This window comes from Nostoc sp. KVJ20, assembly GCF_001712795.1.
GTDB lineage: Bacteria > Cyanobacteriota > Cyanobacteriia > Cyanobacteriales > Nostocaceae > Nostoc.
This window is the reverse complement of the sequence record NZ_KV757553.1, coordinates 68,463-93,820: the sequence shown is the minus strand read 5'-3', so window position 1 is coordinate 93,820 and position 25,358 is coordinate 68,463. Positions and strand designations below refer to the sequence as shown.

The 25,358-nt window shown below is 43.3% G+C and carries 19 protein-coding genes and 1 pseudogene; 5 read left to right on the top strand and 15 right to left on the bottom strand.

Going from position 1 to position 25,358, the window contains the following annotated elements:
- A partial coding sequence (locus A4S05_RS03775) for a CHASE2 domain-containing protein (protein ID WP_069068481.1) occupies positions 1-2,059 on the top strand: 2,059 nt, incomplete at its 5' end.
- 106 nt (positions 2,060-2,165) lie between these two features.
- On the top strand, positions 2,166-2,969 hold the full coding sequence (locus tag A4S05_RS03770) for a DUF928 domain-containing protein (RefSeq protein WP_069068480.1): 804 nt from the start codon (positions 2,166-2,168) through the stop codon (positions 2,967-2,969).
- 253 nt (positions 2,970-3,222) lie between these two features.
- Here A4S05_RS03770 and A4S05_RS03765 read toward each other — a convergent pair whose 3' ends face one another.
- The gene (locus tag A4S05_RS03765) at positions 3,223-5,331 is read right to left on the bottom strand and encodes a M3 family metallopeptidase (protein ID WP_069068479.1); all 2,109 of its coding nucleotides are present in this window, start codon (positions 5,329-5,331) and stop codon (positions 3,223-3,225) included.
- A 531-nt stretch (positions 5,332-5,862) separates the two neighbouring features.
- Here A4S05_RS03765 and A4S05_RS03760 point away from each other — a divergent pair.
- Positions 5,863-6,819: a hypothetical protein gene (locus tag A4S05_RS03760; protein WP_069068478.1), complete on the top strand. Its 957-nt coding sequence runs from the start codon at positions 5,863-5,865 to the stop codon at positions 6,817-6,819.
- Between the two features lie 187 nt (positions 6,820-7,006).
- Here the strand turns inward: A4S05_RS03760 and A4S05_RS03755 are convergent, their stop codons facing one another.
- Positions 7,007-8,827 (bottom strand): ABC transporter ATP-binding protein, encoded by a 1,821-nt coding sequence (locus A4S05_RS03755; protein ID WP_069068477.1) that lies wholly within the window; start codon positions 8,825-8,827, stop codon positions 7,007-7,009.
- Positions 8,828-8,914: 87 nt separating this feature from the next.
- Positions 8,915-9,715 (bottom strand): DUF6816 family protein, encoded by an 801-nt coding sequence (locus tag A4S05_RS03750; protein WP_069068476.1) that lies wholly within the window; start codon positions 9,713-9,715, stop codon positions 8,915-8,917.
- Between the two features lie 116 nt (positions 9,716-9,831).
- Between A4S05_RS03750 and A4S05_RS03745 the strand changes: the two genes are divergently transcribed.
- The gene (locus A4S05_RS03745) at positions 9,832-10,170 is read left to right on the top strand and encodes a carbon dioxide-concentrating mechanism protein CcmK (RefSeq protein ID WP_069068475.1); all 339 of its coding nucleotides are present in this window, start codon (positions 9,832-9,834) and stop codon (positions 10,168-10,170) included.
- A 5-nt stretch (positions 10,171-10,175) separates the two neighbouring features.
- Here the strand turns inward: A4S05_RS03745 and A4S05_RS03740 are convergent, their stop codons facing one another.
- The 5 genes from A4S05_RS03740 to ffh form a co-directional block, all read right to left on the bottom strand.
- Entirely contained in the window at positions 10,176-10,580 is a 405-nt protein-coding gene (locus A4S05_RS03740) for a ChuX/HutX family heme-like substrate-binding protein (RefSeq protein ID WP_069068474.1), read from the bottom strand.
- 126 nt (positions 10,581-10,706) lie between these two features.
- On the bottom strand, positions 10,707-11,660 hold the full coding sequence (locus A4S05_RS03735) for a PhoH family protein (protein ID WP_069068473.1): 954 nt from the start codon (positions 11,658-11,660) through the stop codon (positions 10,707-10,709).
- Between the two features lie 468 nt (positions 11,661-12,128).
- Positions 12,129-12,563, bottom strand: coding sequence for a KH domain-containing protein (locus A4S05_RS03730; RefSeq protein WP_069068472.1), 435 nt, complete (start codon positions 12,561-12,563; stop codon positions 12,129-12,131).
- Positions 12,526-12,786, bottom strand: coding sequence for a 30S ribosomal protein S16 (gene rpsP, locus A4S05_RS03725; RefSeq protein ID WP_012409382.1), 261 nt, complete (start codon positions 12,784-12,786; stop codon positions 12,526-12,528). The genes A4S05_RS03730 and rpsP overlap by 38 nt, the downstream gene beginning before the upstream one ends.
- A 254-nt stretch (positions 12,787-13,040) precedes the next feature.
- Entirely contained in the window at positions 13,041-14,504 is a 1,464-nt protein-coding gene (ffh, locus tag A4S05_RS03720; RefSeq protein WP_069068471.1) for a signal recognition particle protein, read from the bottom strand.
- A 176-nt stretch (positions 14,505-14,680) separates the two neighbouring features.
- On the opposite strand from ffh, the gene A4S05_RS03715 reads away from it, so the two are divergent.
- Positions 14,681-15,349 (top strand): Uma2 family endonuclease, encoded by a 669-nt coding sequence (locus A4S05_RS03715; protein WP_256090811.1) that lies wholly within the window; start codon positions 14,681-14,683, stop codon positions 15,347-15,349.
- 422 nt (positions 15,350-15,771) lie between these two features.
- Here A4S05_RS03715 and rpmB read toward each other — a convergent pair whose 3' ends face one another.
- From rpmB to metH, 7 genes and pseudogenes are all read right to left on the bottom strand, one after another.
- Complete coding sequence (gene rpmB, locus A4S05_RS03710) at positions 15,772-16,008, bottom strand: 50S ribosomal protein L28 (RefSeq protein ID WP_069068470.1); 237 nt, start codon at positions 16,006-16,008, stop codon at positions 15,772-15,774.
- A gap of 198 nt (positions 16,009-16,206) precedes the next feature.
- Positions 16,207-18,192: a molecular chaperone HtpG gene (gene htpG / locus A4S05_RS03705; RefSeq protein ID WP_069068469.1), complete on the bottom strand. Its 1,986-nt coding sequence runs from the start codon at positions 18,190-18,192 to the stop codon at positions 16,207-16,209.
- Between the two features lie 222 nt (positions 18,193-18,414).
- A complete protein-coding gene (locus A4S05_RS03700) occupies positions 18,415-19,056 on the bottom strand; it encodes a class I SAM-dependent methyltransferase (protein WP_069068468.1) in 642 nt (213 codons plus the stop codon).
- Positions 19,057-19,154: 98 nt separating this feature from the next.
- A pseudogene (locus tag A4S05_RS03695) lies at positions 19,155-19,631 on the bottom strand (IS701 family transposase); the annotation flags it as partial.
- A 111-nt stretch (positions 19,632-19,742) separates the two neighbouring features.
- On the bottom strand, positions 19,743-20,120 hold the full coding sequence (locus tag A4S05_RS03690; protein ID WP_069068489.1) for a nuclear transport factor 2 family protein: 378 nt from the start codon (positions 20,118-20,120) through the stop codon (positions 19,743-19,745).
- A 206-nt stretch (positions 20,121-20,326) separates the two neighbouring features.
- Positions 20,327-21,340 carry a CobW family GTP-binding protein gene (locus A4S05_RS03685; protein WP_069068466.1) on the bottom strand — a complete coding sequence of 338 codons (1,014 nt, stop codon included), beginning with the start codon at positions 21,338-21,340 and terminating at the stop codon, positions 20,327-20,329.
- Positions 21,341-21,698: 358 nt separating this feature from the next.
- Entirely contained in the window at positions 21,699-25,226 is a 3,528-nt protein-coding gene (metH, locus tag A4S05_RS03680; protein WP_069068465.1) for a methionine synthase, read from the bottom strand.
- Positions 25,227-25,358 lie beyond the last annotated feature (132 nt).

The following is a 25,358-nucleotide window of genomic DNA, read 5'->3' as shown; positions in this document are numbered from 1 at the left end:
TAATATCTGGCTGCGAGCAGAAGAGTTTCGCCCTTTAAGGGAAAAGTGGTTAGAAAGATTGTCGTCCACGGATGAAGTGCGGGTGATTTTGCAAACAGAAAATAGCCAATTGCAGCTATTACCCTGGCATCTGTGGGACTTGTTAGAACGCTATCCCAAGGCTGAAATTGCCCTTTCTTCACCATCCTACGATCGCATTCACAAGCCACGCACTTTAAACCAATTAGTCAACATTTTGGCAATTGTGGGCAATAGTCAGGGGATTGACACCCAAGCCGATCAAGCTTTACTGCAACAATGTCCTAACGCAGAGGTTACCTTTCTGGTAGAACCACAGCGTAAAGAATTGACTGACCATCTCTGGGGAAAAAACTGGGATATTCTTTTTTTTGCTGGGCACAGTTCTAGTCACAGGAATGGAGAAAGCGGACGAATTTACCTGAATAAAACTGATAGTCTTACCATTGGCGAGTTAAAGTACGCTCTCAAAAAAGCTATTGAAAACGGCTTGCAATTAGCTATATTTAACTCCTGTGATGGATTGGGATTGGCGCGAGAATTGGCTGATTTGCAAATTCCTCAGATAATCGTCATGCGCGAACCCGTCCCAGACCAAGTTGCTAAGGAGTTTTTAAAGTATTTTCTCGAAGGCTTTTCTGGTGGAGAGTCTTTATATCAAGCGGTACGCCAAGCGCGGGAACGTTTGCAAGGACTTGAGGATCGATTTCCCTGTGCAACTTGGCTACCAGTGATTTGCCAAAATCCAGCGCAGATACCACCCACTTGGGATGAATTAAGGTCTACCAAAACTGAAGATATACCAAATTTAGCTTTGTCTAGCAGACGCAGATTTCAGACAAGTTTGTTATCTAGCTTGGCGATTACAGCCTTGGTTTGTGGGGTGAGATTGCTGGGATTGCTGGAAAATCAAGAGATTCAAGCCTTTGACCTGATGATGCGATCGCGCCCTGCGGAAGGACTTGATCCGCGACTGCTAATAATCACAATTGACGATGATGATTTGGCGACTCAAAGACAAAATGGCGAGTATTTGATCGGAGCTTCCATTTCCGAAAAATCTCTCAATAAACTTTTAGCAAAACTGAATCAATACCAACCCCGTGCGATCGGCTTGGATATCTACCGTGATTTTAAGGCGAAAGACCCAGATTTAATTACTCGTCTCCAAAAAACTCCGAACTTGGTTGGCGTATGTAAGGGGAGTGATAGCACAGGAAATATTAAAGGTATTAAGCCGCCACCAGAAATCCCTCCAGGAAACTTGGGATTCAGTGACTTTATTCACGATCGCGATGGAGTGATCCGTCGGCATCTGCTGTTCATGAATCAGGAAGCGACATCGTTGTGTTCTGCTCCCTATTCCTTCAGTTTACAACTAGCATCCCTCTATCTGCGCCCTGACGGAATTCAACCAAAGTTCACCCCTAAAGGGAATTTGCAGTTGGGTAAAACTATTTTTCCGAATCTAAAGTCTCGAACTGGTGGCTATCAAAATATAGATGCTAATGGCGGTCAAATCTTACTCAACTACCGTTCTCCAAAACAGATAGCCCAACAGGTGAAGCTAACGCAATTTTTATCTAATTCGGTTAACGCCAGCGCGATCAAAGACCGGATTGTTCTAATTGGTGTCGTGGCAAAGGGGGATTCTCCAGACACCTGGCCCACACCCTATGGCGCTCCCTTAGATGATCAAATGCCAGGAGTGTTGGTACAGGCTCACATGATCAGTCAGATTCTCAGTGCAGTCCAGGATGGGCGGCCGTTGCTGCGGGCTTGGTCACTGTGGATTGAGATAGTCTGGATTTTGGGCTGGTCTGTGGTGGGGGGAGTCCTGGCTTGGCACAAGCTTTCGTTACCCTGGTTGGTCTTGGCAGTCGGTGTTACCTCTAGCGTTTTGTATGTAGTTTGCTTTGGTCTGTTAATTGCGGGTGCTTGGGTACCGTTTGTACCGTCAGCTTTATCACTGGTCACGATGGTGAGCTTGATGTCAATTTATCATTCAAAAACAGAAGTGCCGGTGGGGAGTGGGGAATAGGGAATGGGGAATGGGGAATGGGGAATGGGGGGAGAATAACTAAATGCCCAATTTAAAATCTAAAATCTAAAATCTAAAATCTAAAATCGTATGAGGTCAGGTTTTTATGAATTCAAATTCACAACTTATAAAACTCTTTTTATTAGTCGCTTTTAGCTGTACAAGCTTACTAGTTAACTTGACTCCAGTACAGGGGAAACCAACCCCTAATCGCTCTGATGCTAAAACAACCATTGCTCAAGCCACAACCTATAATCAACCTCCAATTCCACCTGGCCCTCCTCCTGGAGGTCGCGTTCGTGGTGGAGCGAAGCGCGGGGAAGTGGCTGCATGTCCAGTTACTAAACCTGACCTGACTGCTTTAACTCCCTTTACTGAGGAAGCTAACTCAGTGATTAATGTCTGGGCACAGACAACGGTAGAACGCCCAAGTTGGTTTTTCTATGTGCCATATACCAAAGATTCGCTATATACAGCTGAATTTGTGCTGCAAGATCAGGACTCTAACGAGATTTACCAAAAGGCGATCGCTCTACCGGATAAAGCAGGAGTCATCCGCGTTTCTCTACCTACCACTGCTCCTGCTTTAGCAGTAAACAAACAATACCGCTGGTTTTTTACTATTAGCTGTGACAAAGAAAAGAATTCGCCGCCAACTTTTGTTGAAGGAGTAATCCAACGAATTGAACTGAATCCAGCCATAGTTCAAGAGCTACAAACCACAGAACCTCTAAAGCGCTATGCTGTCTATGCCCAAAAGGGGATATGGTACGAGGCACTGACGACACTAGAGGAACTACGTCAAAACAATCCTCAAGATGCGGCACTGCAAGCACAGTGGCGGAATTTGCTAGGCAGCATCCGCTTAGATGATGTTGCAGGAGAAACCATTTTCCCGGAAACACCTTAGACTGAACAAAATAGTAAAAGGGACTGGGGATTAGGGATTGGGGACTGGGTATAAAATCGAAAAAATATGGTGTTTGCTCATTACTCACCACCAAATTGTCAAAAACAATTCCTGGTACTCAGTACCGGAGCGGCGTTCCTCCCCCACCATACATAAAAGTTGGTGAGGGAGGAACGCGGCGACCAGTTAAAGATTATTTGCAAAAATTTTTTTGTAGAGACATTGCATTGCAACCTCTCTACAGAAGTTTGGTTTAGTTTACAGCAGCACTCACTAAACCATTGTGCTTGAGCAATGCGATCGTACTCGGTTCACGACCCCGGAAAGTTTTAAACACCTCCATTGGATGTTTGCCACCACCGAGTGCCAGCACCGTATCCCGATAACGCCCACCTGTAGCTTTTATCGCTTCTTCATCTTCTAGCCCAGCTTCTTCAAAAGCGGCAAAAGCGTCAGCGCTCAATACCTCAGCCCACTTGTAACTGTAGTAACCTGCTGCATAGCCACCCTCAAAAATATGTCCAAAAGCGCATAGCATTGAATCTTCTGGAAGTGGTGGTAAAACAATAGTAGTCTTGGCTATGCGATGACGCACATCTGCTGGAGTTTCATTGCTACCGGAACGATAGCGGTAGTGTAGTTCTAAATCAACACAGCTAAAGTGAATCTGCCGCAACATGGCAGTACCACTCATATAATTACGCGCCGCTAGCAGCTTTTGATAATAATGTTCCGGTAAAGCTTCCCCAGTTTCGTAATGTTTAGCCATACCAAACAAAGTGGGTCGCTCATAGCACCAGTTTTCCATAAACTGACTGGGTAATTCTACTGCATCCCACTCCACATTATTGATGCCTGCGGCTCCGGCATAGTCAACCTTGGTGAGCATGTGGTGCAATCCATGACCAAACTCGTGGAACAAAGTTTCTACTTCATAGAAAGTCATCAAACTTGGCTTGCCATCTACTGGCGGAGTTTGATTACATATCAAATAAGTCACAGGTAAGCGGATGCCAGTTTCACCATTCTCAGTGATTTTGGCCCGATTGATACACACATCCATCCAAGCACCACCGCGTTTTTCTGCTGGACGACTATAGGGATCTAAGTAGAAATAGGCGATGGGAGAACCTGTTTCATCAGCGATTTGGAAATAACGGACATCTTCATGCCAGACTGGGGCTTGACCATCGGCAGGGGTTACGGTGACACCGAACAGCCGCTTCACAAGTCCAAATAAGCCATCTAACACTTGGGGAAGGGGAAAGTAGGGACGTAATTCTTCAGCGGTAAAAGCAAATTTTGCTTCTCGTTGGCGTTCTGCCCAAAAGCTGATATCCCAATGTTTTAAATCCTGATATTCTGCTCCGTATGATGCGGCGAAAGCCTGGAGTTCTTTTAAGTCTTTGACAGCAGCATCATAACTCGCCTGACGTAGTTCTTCTAATAGTGCTTCTACTGCCTCAACATTAGGAGCCATTTTACTTGCAAGACTCAACTCGGCATAACTCTTAAAGCCCAGTAAATCTGCGAGTTCTTGCCGTAACTCCAAAATACGCACAATTAATGGGTTGTTATCTAAATCGCCACTAGAAGCGCGAGTGATATGAGCTTTGTAGAGCTTTTCACGCAAATCTCCACGGGTGCTGTGCTGCATGAAAGGGCCGTAGCTGGGGTAGTCTAAAGTAATCCGCCAGGGGCCATTTTCTGGTGTGGCGTTCTCTTCTCCTGCCGCACGAGCCGCTTGGGCAGCTAAACTCACCAAACTTGGTGGTAACCCGTCAATTTCTGCTTGTGTTGTCAGGGTTAAGCTGAAGGCTTTCGTGGCATCAAGTACATGGTTAGAGAATTTGGTCGAAAGTTCTGCTAACTCCATCTGAATGGCGTTGAAACGCTCTCTTGCTTCTCCTTTTAAGCCAACACCAGAAAGTTCTGCATCTCGAATGGCGGCTTCTACAATACGCTGTTGGGCTAATTCTAAAGTTGCCCAACCATCACTGCTACGGAGTGCTTTAAAAGCATTGTAGATGGGTTGGCTTTGACCGAGCTTGTTGATAAATTGTACTACTAGTGGCTGTACGATTTCATGAGCTTCGCGCAGTTCCGGGCTATTTTTAACACCCATTAAATGATTTACCGCCCCCCAACTCCAGGTAAGCCGTTCTGTCAGCTTTTCTAAGGGTTCTACTAAACCACTCCAAGTAGGCTGTATATTAGTCTCTAAGGTGGCAAGCTGCTGGTCAAGTTCTGCTAGCAACTGATTGAAGGCTGGTACTACTCGTTCTGGTTTAATCTCTGCAAAGGGAGGTAAACCAGTGCCTTGGAGTAAGGGATTTTCGGAAATAATGGTACTTGCACTCATGATTTTGTGTGAACTGCGAACGAATAAAAATCAACAATGATTTTTATTTATATATCTACTAATGTAGCGATCGCAGTGCTATTTAGTATTGCCATTCTGACAAAAATGTAAAAAAAGCGAGAATTCCTCACAAAAGTATCCTGATATAGCTATTTTGTTTGGTATGTGAACAATAAATTGGGGATTGGGGATTGGGGACTGGGGACTCGGAAAGAGTTTTCTTCTCGTGCGAACGCTCTTGCAACAAAATTTGGGTCGTGGTCTGAATCCCGAATATCCGAATGTACTATGTCAAACAAGTAACCCGTCTGCCAACATCGGCATTACCCTGAAAACGTAGTTTCAGCCCAAAAATCCCACGCTTTCAAGACGTGAGATTGTCCAATTAACTGAGCGCGATCGAGCATCTTTGCCGAATTGAGAAGTAAAATTCTATATTGCTCTATATTTATGATATTATTTGGCAACTCATCTTTTTACTCGTAAAATCGAAGACAAGATCAAGGTCAGTAGAAAAGAGTCCCTAAATTAATGAGTACGTTAATCAGTCAGGGTGGAAGAACTATCACAAAATTTCAGGTGGTAGACCGGATAAACGATATCGCTTGGCAAGCCCACCAAGGGAGCGTTGCAGCGATTATTCAGCTATTGAACGAAAAGCTAGCCAAGTCTGGTGTCAGAACTAGAGCCATGTTTTCTGATGGTGTCTTACAACTTCTGTGCGAGGCGGCTAGGGTAGAGCAACTTGAGCAATCTCCCCTCGTAGAACAAATCCAGCAAATTCTTGAGTCCATCGCCCCGCGTCACATTCGCCGAGTCAATATCAACAGCCGAATTGTTCGGGAACAACAATTACTGTGGTTAAAGGAAATAGATAGCGATCGCGAAAACCAATTGCTTTGGTCGCAGGAAATTACATTAATTCAGCCCAATATTGTAAAGCAACTAATTAAAGATTTCACAGAAGCTCAAGCTGAACTAGGAAAACCAAATTTTCCGAAAACTCCAATCTCTCGTCCTTTAGTACTCATTAACAAAGAAAAATACAAAAATAAACCTCAAACAAAGCTATTAGTAGCGGCTGGTTTATGCTCACTGTTGTTGCTTAGTTGGATTGTTTATGCTCAGTTAGGTGATAAGCTGAAAAACTTAATGCAACTAGAAACTTCCAAATCTTTAACAACAGAAGATACTAACGAGAAGAAAGCCCAAACACTATCTCCTGCTCCTAATAATAGCCTTTCTGAGCAATCTGACGATCCATTTCCAATATCTGTACGAATTGCCAACCAAGCTTCTGCATCTGGTAAAACAGCCACAACCTCAACTCAGTGGTTAGAGATAGCTGCTAAGTGGCAACGAGCTTCAGATTTAATGGGCACTGTACCACAAAACCACAGCCGTTATCAGGAAGCTAAGATTCGTACTCAGCTATATAAGAAATATAGTGAGGCAGCGCAGAAAGAAGCCGATAAGAGTAAATCTTAGTAGAGCATTTCATTAATTCGTAGCAAATTCTCTTTGGAAAAGCTCTGCCTCCCTCTGCGTTTAAAAATCCTACGATTTACCTTGTCCCCAGTTAACTCCTTTAACTAGTTTTCGCCTGAAGTTGACAGCAATGAACATTGTTGTGCTCCCTACCCCTTTACTTGATTAAAATAAGAATCGATGTTACCTAATTCAGGAGTTCTCCTGTTTCTTGCAGGGAGTGTAAGCGGCGATAAATGCCCTCGTGACGCAAGAGTTCATTGTGGCTACCCACTTCTACAATCTTTCCTTGCTCCAGAACTACAATTTTATCGGCTTCCCGCACTGTGCTTAGACGGTGGGCAATAATAATAGTGGTGCAAGTACCCTGAATCGATCGCATCGCTAGCTGAATTGAACGCTCAGATTCATAATCTAAACTAGACGTGGCTTCGTCAAAAATCAGCACGTCTGGTTCGACTAACAACGCCCTCGCAATTCCCAAACGTTGTCTTTGTCCTCCAGATAACCTGACACCTCGTTCCCCCACAACGGTGTAATAACCTTGGGGTAAGTGCTGCACTACTTCATCAACTCTGGCAATCCTACAGGCTTCCTGAACCTGCTCCAAAGTGGCATTCCTTCTACCATAAGTCAGGTTATCCAATATAGTACCGTTGAAAATGTCTACTTCTTGGTGAACGATCGCAAGCCTTCGTCTATACTTACCTACATTCAAAGTGCGAATATCTTGACCATCAATCAGAATTTGACCTTCTTTCGGTTCAAAATATCGTAACAGCAATTTCACTAAAGTAGACTTACCAGAACCGGAACGCCCCACTAATGCCACTGTTTGGTATGGCTCAATCAACAAGTTGATATCTTGCAAAACTGGACGGTTGGCATCATATCCAAAACTGACGTGCGATAACTCAACTTTTCCTGTAAATTTATAAGGTGATTCTGTTTGGTTGCTCTCTTCTAAAAGACTAGCTGAATCAGATGCAGTTGGCTCTTGGAGAAATTCATGAAACCGCAGCATCGAAGAATAACGACGGGCAAAAACTTCTCCCAAAGTGCTAATAGGTTCTAATTCAGAATATGCCATGCTAGAAAGAGTTAAGGTCATGACAAAGTGACCGAGAGAAATTCTACCGTCTGCTGTTGCTGCTAGAGTCAAACCCAAGATAGTAAATACGCAGAATTGAATTACAGTCCTTTGCCAAGTAGCCAGTTTTGTATAACCTTTGTGGACACGATACTCAACCACCATTAGTTCACGATCCAAACGTTGCTTTTGGCGCTTCAGTTCCTTCGCTTCTGTAGCAAAGGCTTTCACCGTTTTGATGTTGGTAATCAGTTCAGAATTGCGACTTTCCGTATCTTCTGCATATTTATCCAGAATAGTTTCGTGCCAAATCAGCTGCTTTAAATCCTTTAAGCTAAAGCTAAGAATGACTATAAAGGAAATCAGATACAAAATTGCAATTCGCCACTCAATCACCAAGATAAAAACAAAAATTCCCAGCAAACGAACTAGTTTAGGAATCAATTGTCCGGCAACTTCGGGGTAAGTAAAAGTGTGGTTAGAAATACCTCTAGCTATCCTTCCAGCAATGCGTCCAGGGTTATTTTCATCATAAAATTCCAGTGGGAGAGTCAGAATTTTTTCTATGGCTGTTTGGGCTTTTTGCCGACGCAACCTTAAGGATATATCCCAATGAAACCAATGGGTTAACCAAGGTTGTGTTGGTGCTCTCACTACGGTGACAACAAAAACTAAACCCAGTAATAAACTCAAAGATAGAGTTTTAGTAACTGGATAATTGGTGATGTCAGCAAAAGTTGCGATCGCACTTTGAAGTGGTTTATCCAAAGGCTGATCAGACAAAACGTTTAAAATCTGCCCGATCGCATAAGGAACAACCAAATCAACAATTTCGTAGATGCTGGATGCCGTGATACTAAAGAGACTCAGCTTCCAATCAGAGCGAAAATAATTGACAATATCTTGAAATTTGGCCATGATGCACACCGTCCAAGAGCGCGATCGTAAACTTGGAATTTATATACTACAAATGTATTACAAAGTAGTCAAGAGCTAGATGACAAATCACTCTTTGGGAGTAGTCGTTAGTTCTTGAGGGGAAAATTCGAGGCGATAGCGATAGAGAGCAACTGGTCGAGAACCAGCTTTAAAGTAATCTGGATCTTGGGGTGAAAGATAGACAGCAGTAACTTGATCTGCTTCAATCGCCGGATTAAATGTTGAAAGTTTGTGATAAGCCGTAGTAGATTCTACAGAGTTTAAATAGGGACGTGAGCCGCCTTTAAATAGTTGTTGAAATACTTCTGTGGTGATGAACTTGCCATCAAGGGTAATTTCTGTGCCCCGTGCAGTCACAATAGAAACTAGTTGGCGACTGCTACGCAAGAACGTAATCTGCCGATTAGGTGAATCTGGATCTACTTTGACTAATAACACTGCTTCATCCCCTAAATAAGCCCTTGCCAAATTCAAGCTATTAAATGCTCTATCTGCTACTACAACGGGGGATTTGTAATCTATCTGAGGTAATATTTTTAACCCAGAAAGATGTGGTTGCTCCTTCACAAATCTTACTACAAAACTCACAGGCTGATTTAATTGTTGGCGATTACCTTCAAATCCTGGTGTTACAATCTCTGGTGCTAAAGGCGCAGCTAAATCTACTAAGGTACTTGTAACTTTCCAAGTTCCAGCCATCCATTCAGGGTAAACTAAATCTCCCGAAGCGGGTTGCACTGAAGTTAGTTTTTCCCATTGGGGAAAATTTGCTAACCGTTCAGCCAACTCTCCTGCAAAAGCTTCACCACCCCACAAAAGGAATAAAAGCAACAAGCAAAAACTCCAAATTACCTTCATTACAAGCATTAGCAGTTTTGTATTTAATGGTTATTGTTTATCGATTAAAAATTAAGTAATTTTCTGTAATAAATTAAAACTTTGTAGTGAGATAATTAGCCCTATCCCGAATTTATAGTAATAGCATGACATTGGCATTAGGCATGATTGAAGTTTATGGCGTTCCCGCAGCAGTGGAAGTGGGAGATGCCATGTGTAAAGCTGCCCGTGTAACCCTTGTTGGTTATGAAAATACTGATTTAGGACGAATTACCGTGTTAATTCGAGGAGCTATAGGCGAGGTGAATGTAGCTGTGACAGCCGGCTTAAAGGCAGTGCTGCGAGTTGACGGTGGCGAGGTAATTTCTAATCACATTATTCCCCGTCCCCACGAAAATTTAGAATATATTTTACCGATTCATCGCAGCATTAATATCGAGCAGTTTAGTGCAGATATCCGATTTCCTCCACCTTTATCAGTTTAGCTGTATTAAATTTCTGCTGGTAAAGGTTGCCAAACTTCCCCATACTTCTCTTTTAAAGTTTGCCAAGCTTCCACTTGTCCTAGTTCATATTCTCCTGGTTTACCCCATTGTAAAAATAGGCTTAAAGCAGACTCCTGTTTATCATCTAAAAACCGAATAGCATAGGTTGTAAAGTTACCCCTTTTCGCTTCACCAGTTTCAAATTTCACCTGAGTAATTTTGTCCATATTCAAGTGAAACTCAAAGCCTTCTGTATGCATATTTGCATATTTACCTTTGGGCAATTCTGCATAAAATAACTTTTCTATTTTGCCTCGTGCTTCTAATACAGCAGCGCTGCTAGTAACAATTAAACGCAAAGTTCCAAGAGTCTCGCAAGCTTCTAAAAATTCTTTTAATGTTGTGGTCATTTGTCATTTGTCCTTTGTCATTTGTCATTTGTCATTTGTCATTTGTCATTTGTCGTTGGTTAGACGATGATTCCTAACTAATACCCAATGCCCAATGCCCCATGCCCCATGCCCCATTCCCAATCCCTATTTTTCATATTGTTCATAAGCCGCAACAATGCGCTGAACTAGAGGATGGCGGACGACATCTTTTTGAGTAAATTCGCAAAAGGCAATGCCTTCAACGTGTTTTAAAATTTGTAAAGCCACTCCTAAACCCGATTGTTGATGAAGTGGTAAATCAGTTTGTGTCATGTCGCCTGTAATCACCATCCGCGAACGGAAACCCAAACGAGTCAAAACCATTTTCATCTGAGCGGGTGTAGTATTTTGAGCTTCATCGACAATTATAAAAGCGTTATTGAGAGTGCGTCCCCGCATATAGGCGAGTGGTGCGACTTCAATCACACCGCGTTCCATTAAACTGGGTACTTTTTCTGGGTCGATGAATTCATAAATAGCATCATAAAGTGGGCGAAGATAGGGATTAACTTTCTGCTGTAAGTCTCCAGGCAAAAAGCCAAGTTTTTCGCCGGCTTCGACGGCAGGGCGAGTTAAAATTAGCTTTTCAACTTGGTTAGCAAGGAGTGCTTGGACGGCGACAACAACAGCGAGATAAGTCTTGCCGGTACCAGCAGGGCCAATCCCAAAGGTAAGATCACGTCTACGGAGTGCGTCGATATATTGACGCTGGCGGAAGGTTTTGGCACGGACTTCTTCACCCCGACGACTTTTGGCGAGGACATCTCGCTGTAAGTCTTGCAGTTCCCCTTGCCGATCGCTATCTATGGCTTGACGGGCTGTTAAAATATCAGCACTGGTGATGTTATTGCCTTTAATCCAGAGGCCTTCCAGCGATCGCACTAATCGAGAAGCCAGATCAATTTGCCCTTCGGTACCAGAAATCACTAATTCCTGTCCGCGTAGCACTAAAGTAGCTCCTGTTTGCCGAGATAAAATTTTGAGATTTTCTTCTCCATCTCCTGCAAGAGCGATCGCACTGGGAACATTCGGCAGCTGAATTGTTAAGGCACCTGCCATAGTATTTCTTAATTGGTGAGGATCTGTGTTTGACAAAGGTTAATATTTTCTCGCTAACGGCGAAATTATGCTTTTTTTAAGAAGAATTCAGTATTCAGAATTCAGAATTCAGTATTCAGAATTCAGAATTCAGTATTCAGTATGAATTCTGTATGAGTGGGTGACGAATATTAGTTAAAAGCGAGTGGAATAGTGGGCGAAAAAATCCTTGTATCTCAAGATTAGGTAAAAACCCCATCCTGAAGTGCCTGTCTGAGTTTAATTGCGTTAGCAGAGCGGGGCGTTAGCCCATTGCGAATTGCGAATTGGATTTATCCTTAGTCCGCGGAGGCGGACTACCCTGCGGAAGCCGCAAAGCGTCTATGTTTGTGTAGCTGCGAATTCTATTCGCCCTTTTGACTTTTCATCTTTACAAAAATTCTGAGCGGAAGTGACTACAACCGCTCAGATTTGCTCTCTAGTTTCAACCTAGCGGAGGCGTGGTTTAACAATGGGTTTAGGCCCATCGTTTGCACGCGGTTCTCTCCTAGTCGGCGGTGGCGATCGCTCTTCTGTCTCTTCATCAAAAGACATACCCTCGCGGCCCGGAGTGGTGCTGCCGTAGATATCCAGGTATGTTGATTGCCCAGCTGCGGCTGCGGCTGCCGCAATTACTGTACGAATCGCCTGAATATTGCGTCCCCCTCGACCAAACACTTTTCCTTTATCTGTGCTTTCAAAAGCGATGCGAACCCAAACCCGGTTGAGGGTCTGAGAAATTTCACAATCGACGCTTAATGTCTCTGGGGATTCCAGAAACGGCTGCACCAAAAACCGAACCAGATCAACATAGTTGGGGCTAGCTGTTGGGAGTTTTGTTCCGAAATTATGATGCGGCTGTTGCACTGACCTGCTCAAAAACATTAGCTTTTACTAGAATGCGACGAACGGTGTCAGTGGGTTGAGCGCCTTGTTGTAGTCGCTTGACGATACCGGGAACGTCTAGTCGCACTTCATCAGTTCTGGGGTTATAGAATCCCAACTCTTCTAGGGGACGGCCATCGCGGCGAGCAAGGTTGTTAATGGCGACAATGCGGTAACTTGCTTCCCGCTTTTTACCGAATCGCTTCAAGCGCAGTTTGATCATGGTTGAAGAATCGTTCTCCCGTTGGTTGTTAGATATTAGTTAGCAACTAATTGGTGAGGAAGTAACCTAAATCTGGCTGCTGCCGAGAAATTGAGGGTTAGTTTCCTCTGCTGATAAATTCTGAGGTCGAAATGCTAATTTTAGCACTGCCTAGCATTTGCTGCTATTAGTCATTGGTCATTAGTCATTTGTCATTGGTCATTAGTCATTTGTAAATTACCAATACTCCATGCCCCATGCCCCATGCCCAATAATTAAAGATTGCCGAAGCCTTTTTTCTTTTTATCTTTGGGTTTTTTCTTTTTCGCGCCTGCATCGCCACCATAGCCACGCCATCCGGGGGCTGGGGGACGATTACCAGCACCAGCGAAGGCGTTGCCCATACCGCCGCCGCCAAACATTCCCGGCATTCCAGGGAAGCCACCTTGACCCATTTGCTGCATGAGCGATCGCATTTTTTGGAAATCACCCACCAGTTTTGTCACATCTGACTCTCTATAGCCGGAGCCAGCAGCAATCCGCCGCCGCCGACTGGGAGAACTGGCTAATAAATCGGGGTCATGGCGTTCTTGGCGAGTCATGGAGTTAATCATGGCTTCACAGCGCTTTAGTTGGGTTTCTCCCTGCTTTAGCTGATCGTCTGAAAGCTTGTTCATCCCTGGGATCATCTTGATGAAGCCTCCCAGAGAACCCATGTTCTTCAGCATTCGCAACTGCTTGAGAAAGTCAGTAAAGTCAAACTTCGCTGACAGGATTTTCTCCTGCATTTTCTCGGCATCGGCTAAATCAAACTCTTCTTGGGCTTTTTCTACCAGAGTTAGCACATCGCCCATTCCCAAAATCCGCGATGCCATGCGATCGGGATAAAAGGGTTGCAGTGCCTCGACTTTCTCACCCACGCCCACAAATTTAATTGGCGCTCCCGAAATCTTTCGCACCGAAAGCGCTGCACCACCACGGCTATCACCATCCATCTTGGTGAGAATCGCCCCAGTAATTCCGATCTGCTCATGGAAGGTGCGGGTAAGATTTGCAGCCTCTTGACCAGTCATCGCGTCCACCACCAGAAGAGTTTCATGGGGTTGGACAGTTGCTTTGATGCGGGCTAATTCCGCCATCATGTCTTCGTCAATTTGCAGACGACCAGCAGTATCAATAATTACTGTATTTACGCCTTCTGCCCTAGCGCGTTCTACACCTTGTCGGGCAATTTCTACGGGATCGGCGTCGCTTCCTAGTTCAAATACTGGTACGTCAATTTGTTTACCCAACGTTAGCAACTGATCGATCGCGGCTGGGCGATATACGTCTGTCGCCACCAACAAACAGCTACGCTCTAATTTTCTCAGATGTAAAGCTAACTTAGCGGTAGCTGTGGTTTTACCAGTACCTTGCAACCCAGCCATCAACACAATAGTAGGCTGTTCTGGGGCTTCTGCGATGGGAACATTTTCTTCTCCCATTACCTGCACCAATTCATCATGAACAATTTTGATGAACTGTTGGTCAGGTCGCACGCCGGTAATCACCTCGGCTCCCTGTGCCTTGGCTTCGACTTCGCTAATAAAATCTTTGACTACCTGGAGATTGACATCTGCTTCCAACAAGGCGCGGCGCACTTCGCGCAATGCATCTTGAATATTGGATTGAGAAATTTTGTCCTGTCCCCGCAGTTTTTTCCAGGCGGATTCTAAACGGTCAGATAATGCATCAAACATAATGTAATTACAGGTAGTTCGCCAATGGGGAATTCTAAACCGCCGATGAATGCGATTCTGAATTTCCGCTAAAGTTTTAACGTGCTATTTACCAGCTTAGTATTTTTCACCGCGACTGTAGCAACCAGACACCTTCCTTTAAAGAAGATTCAGCTTAAAGTACAGTGAGGGTAAGAATGGCTATTGTACAGCGAGAACCTACATCAAATATCGCTATGGCTAGCAACATACTGCTTCAACCCACAGAAATCGTCCACCTATCGGGTATCAGTTGGCAAACTTATGAAAAGTTGCTAACTGAACTTAGTGCTAGTCGCCGCCTCCGGCTTACTTATAATCGAGGGACTCTAGAAATCATGGTTCCTTCACCTGAACATGAACGATACAAAAAAGTATTAGGTCGATTTGTCGAAACTCTAGGAGAAGAATTAGACGTTAGAATCGACCCCCTTGGTTCTACTACTTTCAAACGTCCAGAGCTTAGTGGCGCAGAACCAGATGAATGCTTTTATATTGAAAATATCAATATAATTAGAGGCAAAAAAAGAATTAACTTGCAACAAGATCCGCCACCAGATTTGGTAGTGGAAATTGATATTACTAGCAGTTCTAAAAATCGCTTTGAAGTCTATGCTGATATGGGTGTACCTGAAATCTGGCGATATGATGGTAGTTATTTTAGTATTAACATTTTACAAAATCAGAAATATATATCTGTTGAACAGAGTTTAGTATTTCCTAATCTGCCTCTAACAGAGATTTCTAATTTCTTAGAGCAGGTGGGAGAAAAAGATTATTTGGAATTAGTTAAAGAATTTCGCCAATGGGTGAAAAGCCAAGTTTAATATCAATCAAAATAGCGAGTTAATTTAGTGCAAATGATGGTGGGCTGAATGGCGATCGCATTCTAGAATTAGTAGCAGCTTTAGCAGAATATAGGAATCCGCTTTGATTTCTGAACTAATTTGCGTAGGCAGGCAATAGGCAATAGGCAATAGTCAAGAAGGCTTTTTAGTTGTACTGAGTTTTTTCAGAAATCAAATATGAGTTCTATCATGAACAATTTGCTTGTCCTAGAGTGCCAACCTGGATAGTGGAAGGCGAAAGATTTTGGGGAAAGGATCGTATTGATTGGGTAACAGAAAATTACTAAAATCCCTCAAAATTAGCTAGACAAAGCAGTAGGGTAGCACAGCTAGGTGTGCTACCCTACAAATTACCTAGTATTTCACCCAACGAAAGCTTTGGGTTATGAAATCCACATTATTTAGTAATGATTTAGGTTAATGCCAGCTTCTTTTGCCATTGCTTCTAACCCATTAGTTTGTAGGGTTTTAATTGCTTTAGTAGACAGCTTTAATCTCACCCAGCGATTTCCGCCTTCCCACCAAACACGCTTGTCTTGCAGATTAGCGTGTTGAAGGCGTTTTGTACGACGGTGGGAGTGAGAAACAGAAAAAGCGTTATTTGCCTTCTTACCAGTTAGTTCACAGCGACGGGACATAGCTACTATCTCCAGATTGTTATTTTAATACAGCCTTTCCATTTTAGGTCTTAGGCAGCAGAAGTGGGGAGATGAGGGAGATGAGGGAGCAGGGGAGGCAGGGGAGCAGGGGAGGCAGGGGAGCAGGGGAGCAGAGGAGAAGTTTACACTAAGTTCTTCCCCTCTGCCTCTTTTCAATGTCCAATGCCCCACTCAGCACTATTTACTCGCTTGTTCCGTCAGCTTGGTGAGTACGTCATTCGATCGCTCGACGAAGGATTTCATTCCCTCAGCGTCAAATCCTTTCTGAGACATCAGCGCTAAATCGTAAACGTGTTGACAAATCAAGTTGACTAACTGATTTGTAGGCGATTCACCGTCACCTTGAATGATACTACCTTGGTTAATATTTGCCAGATTTTGAATCAGTGGGTGAGCAGTATTTACCAACAAAATGTGGTCTTCGGGAAACTCTGCTGTTTGCTGCTGCATCATGGCGCTCATTTCCCGCATACGACGGAGAATCTCTGGTAAAAGCACGATCGCAGGTGGTGTTCCTTGAGGATCGTCTGATTTCAAGGCTTCGGTACGGATGTTGAGTTTGGGTTTGTTGAGAGATTTCTCAAATAACTCTTTGATTGTCTCACTCCGGGTTTTATTCGTCTTGGGATCGACAATTTCCTTATCTTTATCTTGTTCCAGCAGGGTATTATCTAAGTCTGAGTCTACCCGCGTAAACTTGACATCCTGATATTCCCGTTCTAGGAAGTTGATAAAGTGGGTGTCAATAAAGGAGTCCATAAACAGGACTTCCAAGCCTTGATTTTTGTGCAGTTCTATGTATGTAGCTTGGGTTGCTCCATCAGTGCTGTAGAAAACCCGGTTTTCGTTGCGTTCTTTGTTGCGTTCTAGATACTCTTTCAGCGTAGTATAGGGAGCTATGGGTGCTGAGTCAGAACTGGGTGAAGGAGTGACATCTTGCCAAGCATCGCCGTCTGAAGACTGGACTTCAACCACTGGTGTTTCAGCAGCAACTTTTTCTGTCAGCTTGGCGGTGGTGCGGAAGACGATGATATCTTCGATTTGTTTTTTGAATTTCTCGTCGTTGAGAACGCCGAATTTTACAAAGGTGCCGAGGTCTTTCCAGGCGCTAATGTATTGTTCGCGGTTATCGCGGAAGAGTTCTTTGAGGCGATCGCCTACTTTTTTGGCAATGTAATCACCAATTCGCTTCACGGTGCGATCGCCTTGCAAGGCACTGCGCGATACGTTTAGGGGAATATCGGTGCTATCAATCACACCCCGCATCGGCATCAAAAATTGCGGGATAATTTCTTCGCAGTTGTCGCTAACGAAAACTTGATTGCAAAATAGCTTGATCTGCCCTTTGGTAACATCTACATCCGGTCGCATTTTGGGGAAATACAGAATTCCGTTGATGATAAAGGGATAGTCTGTATTTAAATGTACCCATAACAGCGGTTCTTCTTGAAAAGGATACAGGTAGCGATAAAACTCTAAATAATCTTCTTGAGTCAGATTACTTGGAGACTCTCGCCACGGTGCTTTTTGCTTATTTACTACTTCGCCGTCTAGTTTAATTGGGACTGGCAAGAAGTCGCAGTATGTCTTGACAAGATTCTTGATTCGTGCTGATTCGAGAAATTCCTCTTCTTCCCCTTGCAGACTGAGAATAATAGTAGTACCGCGAGTTGTCCGGGAAGATTCTTCGAGAGTAAAAGCTGGCGAACCATCACAAGTCCAGTGAACCGCTTGCGCCCCTTCTTGATAAGAGAGGGTATCAATTTCTACCTTTTGCGCCACCATGAAGGAAGAGTAGAAACCAAGACCAAAGTGGCCGATTATCGGTTGATCTGATTTGCCTTCATATTTATGAATAAATTCTTCAGCACTAGAGAAGGCAACCTGATTGATATATTTCTTAACTTCATCTGCGGTCATCCCGATACCGTTATCGGAGATGGATAGAGTTTTCTTATCTTTGTCAATGGCAATTTCAATTTCTGGTTCGCCGATATCTCCAGCATAATCGCCGGCGCGGGATACCATTTTTAGCTTTTGGATGGCGTCTACAGCGTTGGATACCAGTTCCCGCAAGAAGATTTGGTGGTCTGAGTAAAGCGACTTCTTAATGATCGGGAAAATATTCTCAGTATGAATACTGATAGTGCCTTGTTCTAGCATAATTGGTAGTTTTCGATGTTAGTATCTGAAATGATGATAGTAGGTAATACAACCTAGCCATCTGTTTTCCAGGATAAACCCGGAGAACACAGAAGGGCATGATACCAATTAGGATTTTAAAAGCATAGCTTAGGCGATCGCTCGTTTCTTGAGCATAGTTTGCCGCCATTTTCTGATTCGGATTCCCCTACTTCCGACTCCCCACTCCCCACAGATTGCTGTTTAAGTATTACTAGAATTCTTCTCCAACAGCAAAAAATAATGGTATGGATAAGTGGGATCGATAAATTCTTGCTTAACAGTTAACCCAGCTTTGGCAACAGAGTTTAAAATCCGCGTTTTCGGATATCCTTTTAAACCCATTTCCCAGCAGTGTTCGTCACAGACTGGTGTTGTACTCCAGAATTTTGGCACATTGAATAGTAAATGCCTTGGTCTGCCTGAGAAAGAAGTTTTCACCTGAAACGAGAGGTATTGAGTGCAATAGGGAATCGAAATCACCAAAAATTTCTTAGTTGCAATAGCAAGTTTTCTCAATGCTTCTTCTGACTGTTCGTAGGGGAAGTGTTCCAGCACTTGAAACAGGACAATTGCATCAAATTTATCTTTTGGTAAGGAAAAATCTGTAGTCAAATCCAAAATTATTTCTGGCTTGAGGCTGGGGTCAACATCAGCAGTAGAGACGTTGTATCCATTATTCTTCAGGATGTCTGTTAACAGAGAATTAAAAATCCCAATTTCCAGAACGTTTTTTACTTGATTACCCAGCGAAAAAATTAGACGCAACTGGTGATGGTAACTGATAAGGCGATTTTTTGATAAATATTCTGAATTTCTAATATCTAACGAGGTGATGAGTTGCATAAATAAGCCTACCTAAGCTGAGAGATTAACAAATTTGGTGGGTATACAACTACAGGATTCCCAAAACAATCGTGAAAGTAACAGCACCTAACTAATGAAGAATGATTATTTGCTATGCCCATGAAAAGTCCTAATCCCTTTTCCCTAATAAATCTTAGATTTTCGCGACTGGAATACCAAGCATCTGTAGTCACCGTCTTCGGCTGTAATCCCCAAGCCAAAACTTCAGCAATCATTTCTCTTAAATAATCATTTTTTGTTTTCCCTTCTTGTTTGTTATATATTTGATAATTTATGGGCACAGATTTACCTAACAGGTCGGTGTAATACAAAGTAATTAATTGAATTACTTTAACTATACGATGATGCTTTCCATACCCAAAATAACCAATTAACTCTGTTAAATGCGGGTCACTATAAGGCTTGTCAATAACTGTATCGTCTCCACTTAAAGTACCGCCTGTTAAATTGATGTACGGCTTTACTTCATTAAATAAATCCTTGGGTTCATACCTTTCCCTTAAAAGGAAACGATTGACACTACCATGAGATAAATCTTCCAAAATTTCCGCCAAACGTTTACAACCTGGAGATGTCTATTCTGCCAGTAAAAACAGCGATGGCGGGAGGAAAAGCAACCTCTTTGCAGATACTACCCCGCCGTTCGTTGCAGCGCTTTGTTAGGCTCAGTGGCCGGACAATGGAGGTGGACAGATTTCCATAGTTTGAATCAAGCCATGCTCAATGGTATAACGATGACCAACGTGCTGATCGGAAAGAACTGTTCCAGCTAAGTCGCGCACGACCTGATGCACATCAACTAAAATGCGTCCGGAATCCTCCCGGTGAAAGGAAATCGGCTCAACGTGCGGATTGATGCCGAACCATTGCCTCGTCCAGTAAGCGCGGACTGCTTGATGTCCATGAACATAACCGCCTTCAAACGCTTTCGGCCAAGCCACATCAGGAGTCGTTGTGGCGAGGGCGGCGTCAATATCTCGCGCGTTGAAGGCAGCGTAAGCCGCGCGTATCAGTTCAATTTCTGGTGCAGATTTATCTGGCATAAGAGGTGTGGTGAAGGACATGCAGCTGGGCTTAACAATTCTTATTCAGAACGCTTCTGCATAAGATCCCGCAGCGGGTGGATAGGTTTAATGATTCTGTATAACAACATAACACCTTGAGTTAATAGTCAAGAGTCATAAGTCAATTTTGAGAATAATCACTAACGACTACTAACCAAGTGTAATGCTTAATTAACACTTATTAATTATGCCAAACATTCATTAAGTTGTGAGTAAATTTCGCTAATATCCAACTTTCTACCAATAAAAACAGCTTGATTTTTAGGTGGAGTCTGCCATTCATCAGCATGTAAGCTATAGCGAAGGCCACTCAGTTGAAAAATATGGCGCAAGTCGCTATCACTAAACCATAAAATGCCCTTAGCTCGAAATACATTCTGTGGCATCTTTTCGGTGAGAAAGTTCTCAAACTTATGGACATCAAATGGTCTATCAGTTTGGAAAGAAATCGAAATAAATCCATCATTTTCTAAATGATGTGAGTGATGTCCATGATGATGATGGTGTTCATGCTCATGAGTATCTTGGTAATCATTGGCAGTATACTCATTTATTGGAGTTAAACCCACATCTAAAATTAATGGTAACGCTACCTCCCCATGTTTGGTGTGCAGGATTTTTGCACCATTTTTCATATCATGGATAAAATTTTCTACGTCTTTTAGTTTTTCTGGAGTCACAAGGTCTGTTTTATTCAAAAGAATAATATCTCCGTATGTGATCTGTTTTAAAGCAGCTTCACTATGGAAATGTTCTTGATTAAACGCCTCAGCATCTACCACAGTGAGAATAGAGTCAAGGTTTATTAAATCCCTTAATTCTGTACCTAAAAAAGTTAAGATAATTGGTAGTGGGTCAGCGACACCAGTTGTTTCAATAACTAAATAATCAATCCGGTCTTCTCTTTCTAAAACTCGATAAACTGCATCAACTAAATTATCATTGATAGTACAACAAATACAGCCATTAGTTAGTTCTACCATATCTTGGTCAACAGAAATCAGCAATTGGCTGTCTATGTTAATATCACCAAACTCATTCACGAGTACGGCAACTTTTAAATCTTGTTTATTCTTGAGAATTTGATTTAGCAGTGTAGTTTTACCACTACCTAAAAATCCGGTGATGATAGTAACAGGCATTCCTTTTTTAGGAATCTCAAGAGTTGGGTTTGAAGTTGGTACTGTTAGTTGAGTCATAATCAATTCAAACTTCCGTAAAGCTTTATAATAATGATAATCATTATTGTAAAGCTTTTCTGGGAAGTTGCGATCGCATTGAGCCGATAATATGTGGTGTGATTCCTTCTGGTAATACTTTCACCAAAAAAGAGGTAGCCTAGCTTTTGCCGAAATAGCCCAACACAAGAGCGGGAAAGCTTTTTAGGCAACTTTATTGGCTCAGTTTTTTTACCATCCGCCAAAAATCTAGATTTGCTTTATGCCAATACTCCTAAATTGGTGAAGATCCCCCCAACCCCTTTTTAATGGGGGTTGGGGGGATCTTTAAGGGCAAAATATCACTAGCCCCAAGTTTATTGGATTAATGGGTAGGATTCTACGCGCTAAAGTATTTTGCTACTGGGTGATAGGTAATAATCGCAGTGGTAGACTGTTCTGGATAAAGTTGTTCGCTTTCATCCATATACAAGTTAATCCTGTCAGTCTGCAATAACTCCAGTTGCTTGTACTGATCCTGAATATTTGGACAAGCTGGATATCCAAAACTATACCGTGAGCCACGATAGCGTTGTGCTAATATATCCCGAATATTGTCGGGTTCTTCAGCAGTAAAGCCTAACTCTCGGCGTATTCTAGCGTGTGTCCATTCAGCTACAGCTTCCGCCACCTGCACCGCCATACCGTGGAAATACAGGTAATCGGTGTATTGATTGGCAGCAAACAGCTTTTGGGCGAACTCTGTGGCAATTTCCCCTACAGTTACCGCCTGCATTGGGAAGACATCAATAATTCCCGATTCCTTCGGTGCGAAGAAATCTGCTATGCATAGCCGCCTTAAAGACTTTTGTCTGGGAAACTCGAAAGTTGCAACCTGTTGTGATTGACTTTCTGAGTCATATATATGTAGAGAATTACCCTCAGATTGACAAGGGAAATACCCATAAATCACTTGGGGATGCAACAGATTCTCTTCAATAATCCGCTGTTTCCAAGTTTCTAACACAGGGTAAACTTTCTCAGCTAAGAAAGCCTGATATTCTTCCTTAGATTGTTCCTTTGGTTTGCGGAATTGCCATTGTCCAGCAACCAAAGCTTGTAAATCTAAGTGCCAGAATATTTCCTCGATGGGAATATCACTAGGCTGCAATAATTTCGTTCCCCAGAAAGGCGGTGTGGGACGTTCAATATCCACAGCCACAGCTTCGGAACGTCTCGTATCTACTTCTTTTGGTTCAGCAGATGTTTCTTCAGCAGTTGTAGCTTTTGGTTCTTTGTTACCATTCGTCGAAACTTCAGCAGTTTCCACTTCATTCAAAAATCCCTGCAAATCTTCCCAGTTATTAGTTGCCTTTGCTGGCATTAATTTATCCATGAAGTGCAAGTCAGAAAAGGCATCTTTGCCATAAACGACTTTACCTTTGTAGGTATTTTGGCAATCTTCATAGACAAATTTAGGAGTCAGCGCCGCACCACCTAAAATTACAGGGACACTAATTCCCTTTTCGTTAAATACCTCCAAGTTCTCTTTCATGAAGGCGGTGGATTTCACCAGCAAACCACTCATGGCAATACAATCAGGTTTGTGCTGTTCGTAAGCGTTGATGATGTTTTCTACTGGCTGCTTAATTCCCAGGTTAATCACCTTGTAACCATTGTTGGACAAGATAATATCCACCAAGTTTTTACCAATATCGTGGACATCGCCTTTCACTGTGGCAATGATAAAGGTTCCCTTGGCATTGTTGCCTGATTCTGATTTTTCCATGAAGGGTTCTAGAAACGCTACCGCAGCTTTCATGGTTTCCGCAGATTGCAAGACGAAAGGTAGCTGCATTTGTCCAGAACCGAATAATTCCCCGACAACTTTCATGCCATCTAGCAAGAAGGTGTTGATAATTTCTAAGGGGGGATGTTCTTCTAAGGCTTTTTTCAGATGTTCTTCTAAGCCAATGCGTTCGCCGTCGATGATGTGGCGTGTGAGGCGTTCGGGGATGGGGAGACTTTCATCTAAGGAGCGATCGCGCTTAGTTGTCACCCCAGCAAACGCTGTGGTAAGCTCTCCCAAGGGATCGTAAACGCAGACGTTACCCTCAAATTTCCGCTCATCATAAATCAACTGCCGACAAATTTCTTGATGGCGGGCGTCAATCTTCGAGAGCGGTAAAATTTTGTTAGCGCTGACAATGGCTGCATCCATTCCCGCTGTTGTCGCTTCGTGCAAAAACACTGAGTTCAACACCATCCGCGAGGCTGGATTCAAACCAAAGGAAATATTGGAAACACCCAAAATCACATGACATCCAGGTAATCCTTCACGAATCCGCCGGATAGATTCAATTGTGGCTTTACCATTTTCTCGGTCTTCTTCAATCCCGGTGGAAATTGGTAACGCTAGGGTATCAAAGAATATTTCTGTGGGTGGTATGCCATATTCTACAGCTTGACGATATGCGCGTTGTGCGATCGCAAACTTTTTATCTGCTGTCCGCGCCATCCCATCTTCATCGATAGTACCAATTACTACACCAGCACCGTATTTCTTCGCTAACTCCAGCACCTTCAAAAAGCGCGGTTCCCCATCTTCGTAGTTGGTGGAATTCAGCAAACATTTACCACCGGCAACCTTTAAACCCGCCTCCATTTTTTCCCATTCGGTGGAGTCAAGCATTAACGGCAGTGTGACATTATTAACAATGCGCGAAACTAATTCGTGCATATCCCGTACACCGTCACGTCCCACATAATCGACGTTGACATCGAGGATGTGTGCGCCTTCTTTGACTTGCGCCCTCGCCATTGAAACGAGTCCATCCCAATCTTCGGCATTTAGCAAATCGCGGCACTTCTTGGAACCACTGGCGTTGAGACGTTCACCGACAATCAAGAAAGAATTATCTTGGTCGTAGGGCTGAGTGGTGTAAATTGATGCTGCTGCGGGTTCTAAACTTGGGTGTCTAACTTTTGGCTTCAGGTCTTTAGCAAGTTCTGCCAATTGTTGAATGTGTTCTGGACGCGTCCCACAGCAACCCCCAATCACTTGGACACCCAAATCTTCAACAAAATGCATCAATGACATCCGTAATTCCAACGGTGTCAGGCGGTAGTGCGCTTGACCGCCGACGTTCTCAGGTAAACCCGCATTGGGAATACAGGAAACGATGAAAGGTGAATGTTCTGCCAAATACTTGATATGTGGTTTCATCAAGTCTGGGCCAGTGGCACAGTTTAGACCGAGAATATCTATTGGATAAGGCGCCAAAATTGTCAGCACAGCGCTGATTTCGGAACCAACCAACATTGTGCCCATGCTTTCCATTGTCACAGACACCATCAACGGTCTGCGATCGCCTTTTTTGGCAAATACCTCTTCAATGGCATTCAGCGCCGCTTTAATTTGCAGCACATCTTGGCAAGTCTCCACCAGAAATAAATCGACACCACCATCCCACAGCGCTTCTGCTTGTTCCGCAAAAGTAGCTTTCATGGTGTCAAAGTCAATATGTCCCAAGGTAGGGAGTTTCGTTGTGGGGCCGATAGAACCAGCCACAAACCGGGGTTTTTCTGGCGTGGAAAATTCCGCCGCGACACGCTTCGCCAATTCTGCGGCTGTCTTGCTGAGGTAATAAGCTTGGTCTGCCAAGTCATATTCTGCCAGCACCAGGGACGTACTCCCAAAGGTATCGGTTTCAATGACATCAGCACCAGCGGCGAGAAAGTCACGGTGAACCTTAGCGACAGCTTCGGGTTTCGTGTGGACTAAGTATTCGTTACAACCTTCATACTGTGGGCCGCCGAAGTCTTCAGCAGTCAGGTTTTGGGTTTGTAAGTTGGTTCCCATAGCCCCGTCGAATACGAGGACTGGGCTATCTGGACTACGCAGGCGTTCAAGGAAAGGATGAGTCATATTTTCCGAGAATAATTTGGGTTAGTCGTATAATATTCGACTTACTTTATTATTTTCCAAAATTTTGAGAGTTTCGGCAGTATGTAATGGAAAAGTTTTGATACTATACTGAAATTGCTAATGTATCTATAA

Bases quoted from the DNA above. Each gene is read 5' to 3' on its own strand.
- A4S05_RS03765 (WP_069068479.1), bottom strand. From the start codon at position 5,331: ATGAGTGCAAGTACCATTATTTCCGAAAATCCCTTACTCCAAGGCACT.
- A4S05_RS03735 (WP_069068473.1), bottom strand. From the start codon at position 11,660: ATGGCAGGTGCCTTAACAATTCAGCTGCCGAATGTTCCCAGTGCGATC.
- A4S05_RS03715 (WP_256090811.1), top strand. From the start codon at position 14,681: ATGGCTATTGTACAGCGAGAACCTACATCAAATATCGCTATGGCTAGC.
- A4S05_RS03690 (WP_069068489.1), bottom strand. From the start codon at position 20,120: ATGCCAGATAAATCTGCACCAGAAATTGAACTGATACGCGCGGCTTAC.
- A4S05_RS03755 (WP_069068477.1), bottom strand. From the start codon at position 8,827: ATGGCCAAATTTCAAGATATTGTCAATTATTTTCGCTCTGATTGGAAG.
- rpsP (WP_012409382.1), bottom strand. From the start codon at position 12,786: ATGATCAAACTGCGCTTGAAGCGATTCGGTAAAAAGCGGGAAGCAAGT.
- rpmB (WP_069068470.1), bottom strand. From the start codon at position 16,008: ATGTCCCGTCGCTGTGAACTAACTGGTAAGAAGGCAAATAACGCTTTT.
- ffh (WP_069068471.1), bottom strand. From the start codon at position 14,504: ATGTTTGATGCATTATCTGACCGTTTAGAATCCGCCTGGAAAAAACTG.
- A4S05_RS03700 (WP_069068468.1), bottom strand. From the start codon at position 19,056: ATGCAACTCATCACCTCGTTAGATATTAGAAATTCAGAATATTTATCA.
- A4S05_RS03745 (WP_069068475.1), top strand. From the start codon at position 9,832: ATGACATTGGCATTAGGCATGATTGAAGTTTATGGCGTTCCCGCAGCA.
- A4S05_RS03750 (WP_069068476.1), bottom strand. From the start codon at position 9,715: ATGCTTGTAATGAAGGTAATTTGGAGTTTTTGCTTGTTGCTTTTATTC.
- A4S05_RS03740 (WP_069068474.1), bottom strand. From the start codon at position 10,580: ATGACCACAACATTAAAAGAATTTTTAGAAGCTTGCGAGACTCTTGGA.
- A4S05_RS03770 (WP_069068480.1), top strand. From the start codon at position 2,166: ATGAATTCAAATTCACAACTTATAAAACTCTTTTTATTAGTCGCTTTT.
- A4S05_RS03730 (WP_069068472.1), bottom strand. From the start codon at position 12,563: ATGTTTTTGAGCAGGTCAGTGCAACAGCCGCATCATAATTTCGGAACA.
- htpG (WP_069068469.1), bottom strand. From the start codon at position 18,192: ATGCTAGAACAAGGCACTATCAGTATTCATACTGAGAATATTTTCCCG.
- A4S05_RS03685 (WP_069068466.1), bottom strand. From the start codon at position 21,340: ATGACTCAACTAACAGTACCAACTTCAAACCCAACTCTTGAGATTCCT.
- metH (WP_069068465.1), bottom strand. From the start codon at position 25,226: ATGACTCATCCTTTCCTTGAACGCCTGCGTAGTCCAGATAGCCCAGTC.
- A4S05_RS03760 (WP_069068478.1), top strand. From the start codon at position 5,863: ATGAGTACGTTAATCAGTCAGGGTGGAAGAACTATCACAAAATTTCAG.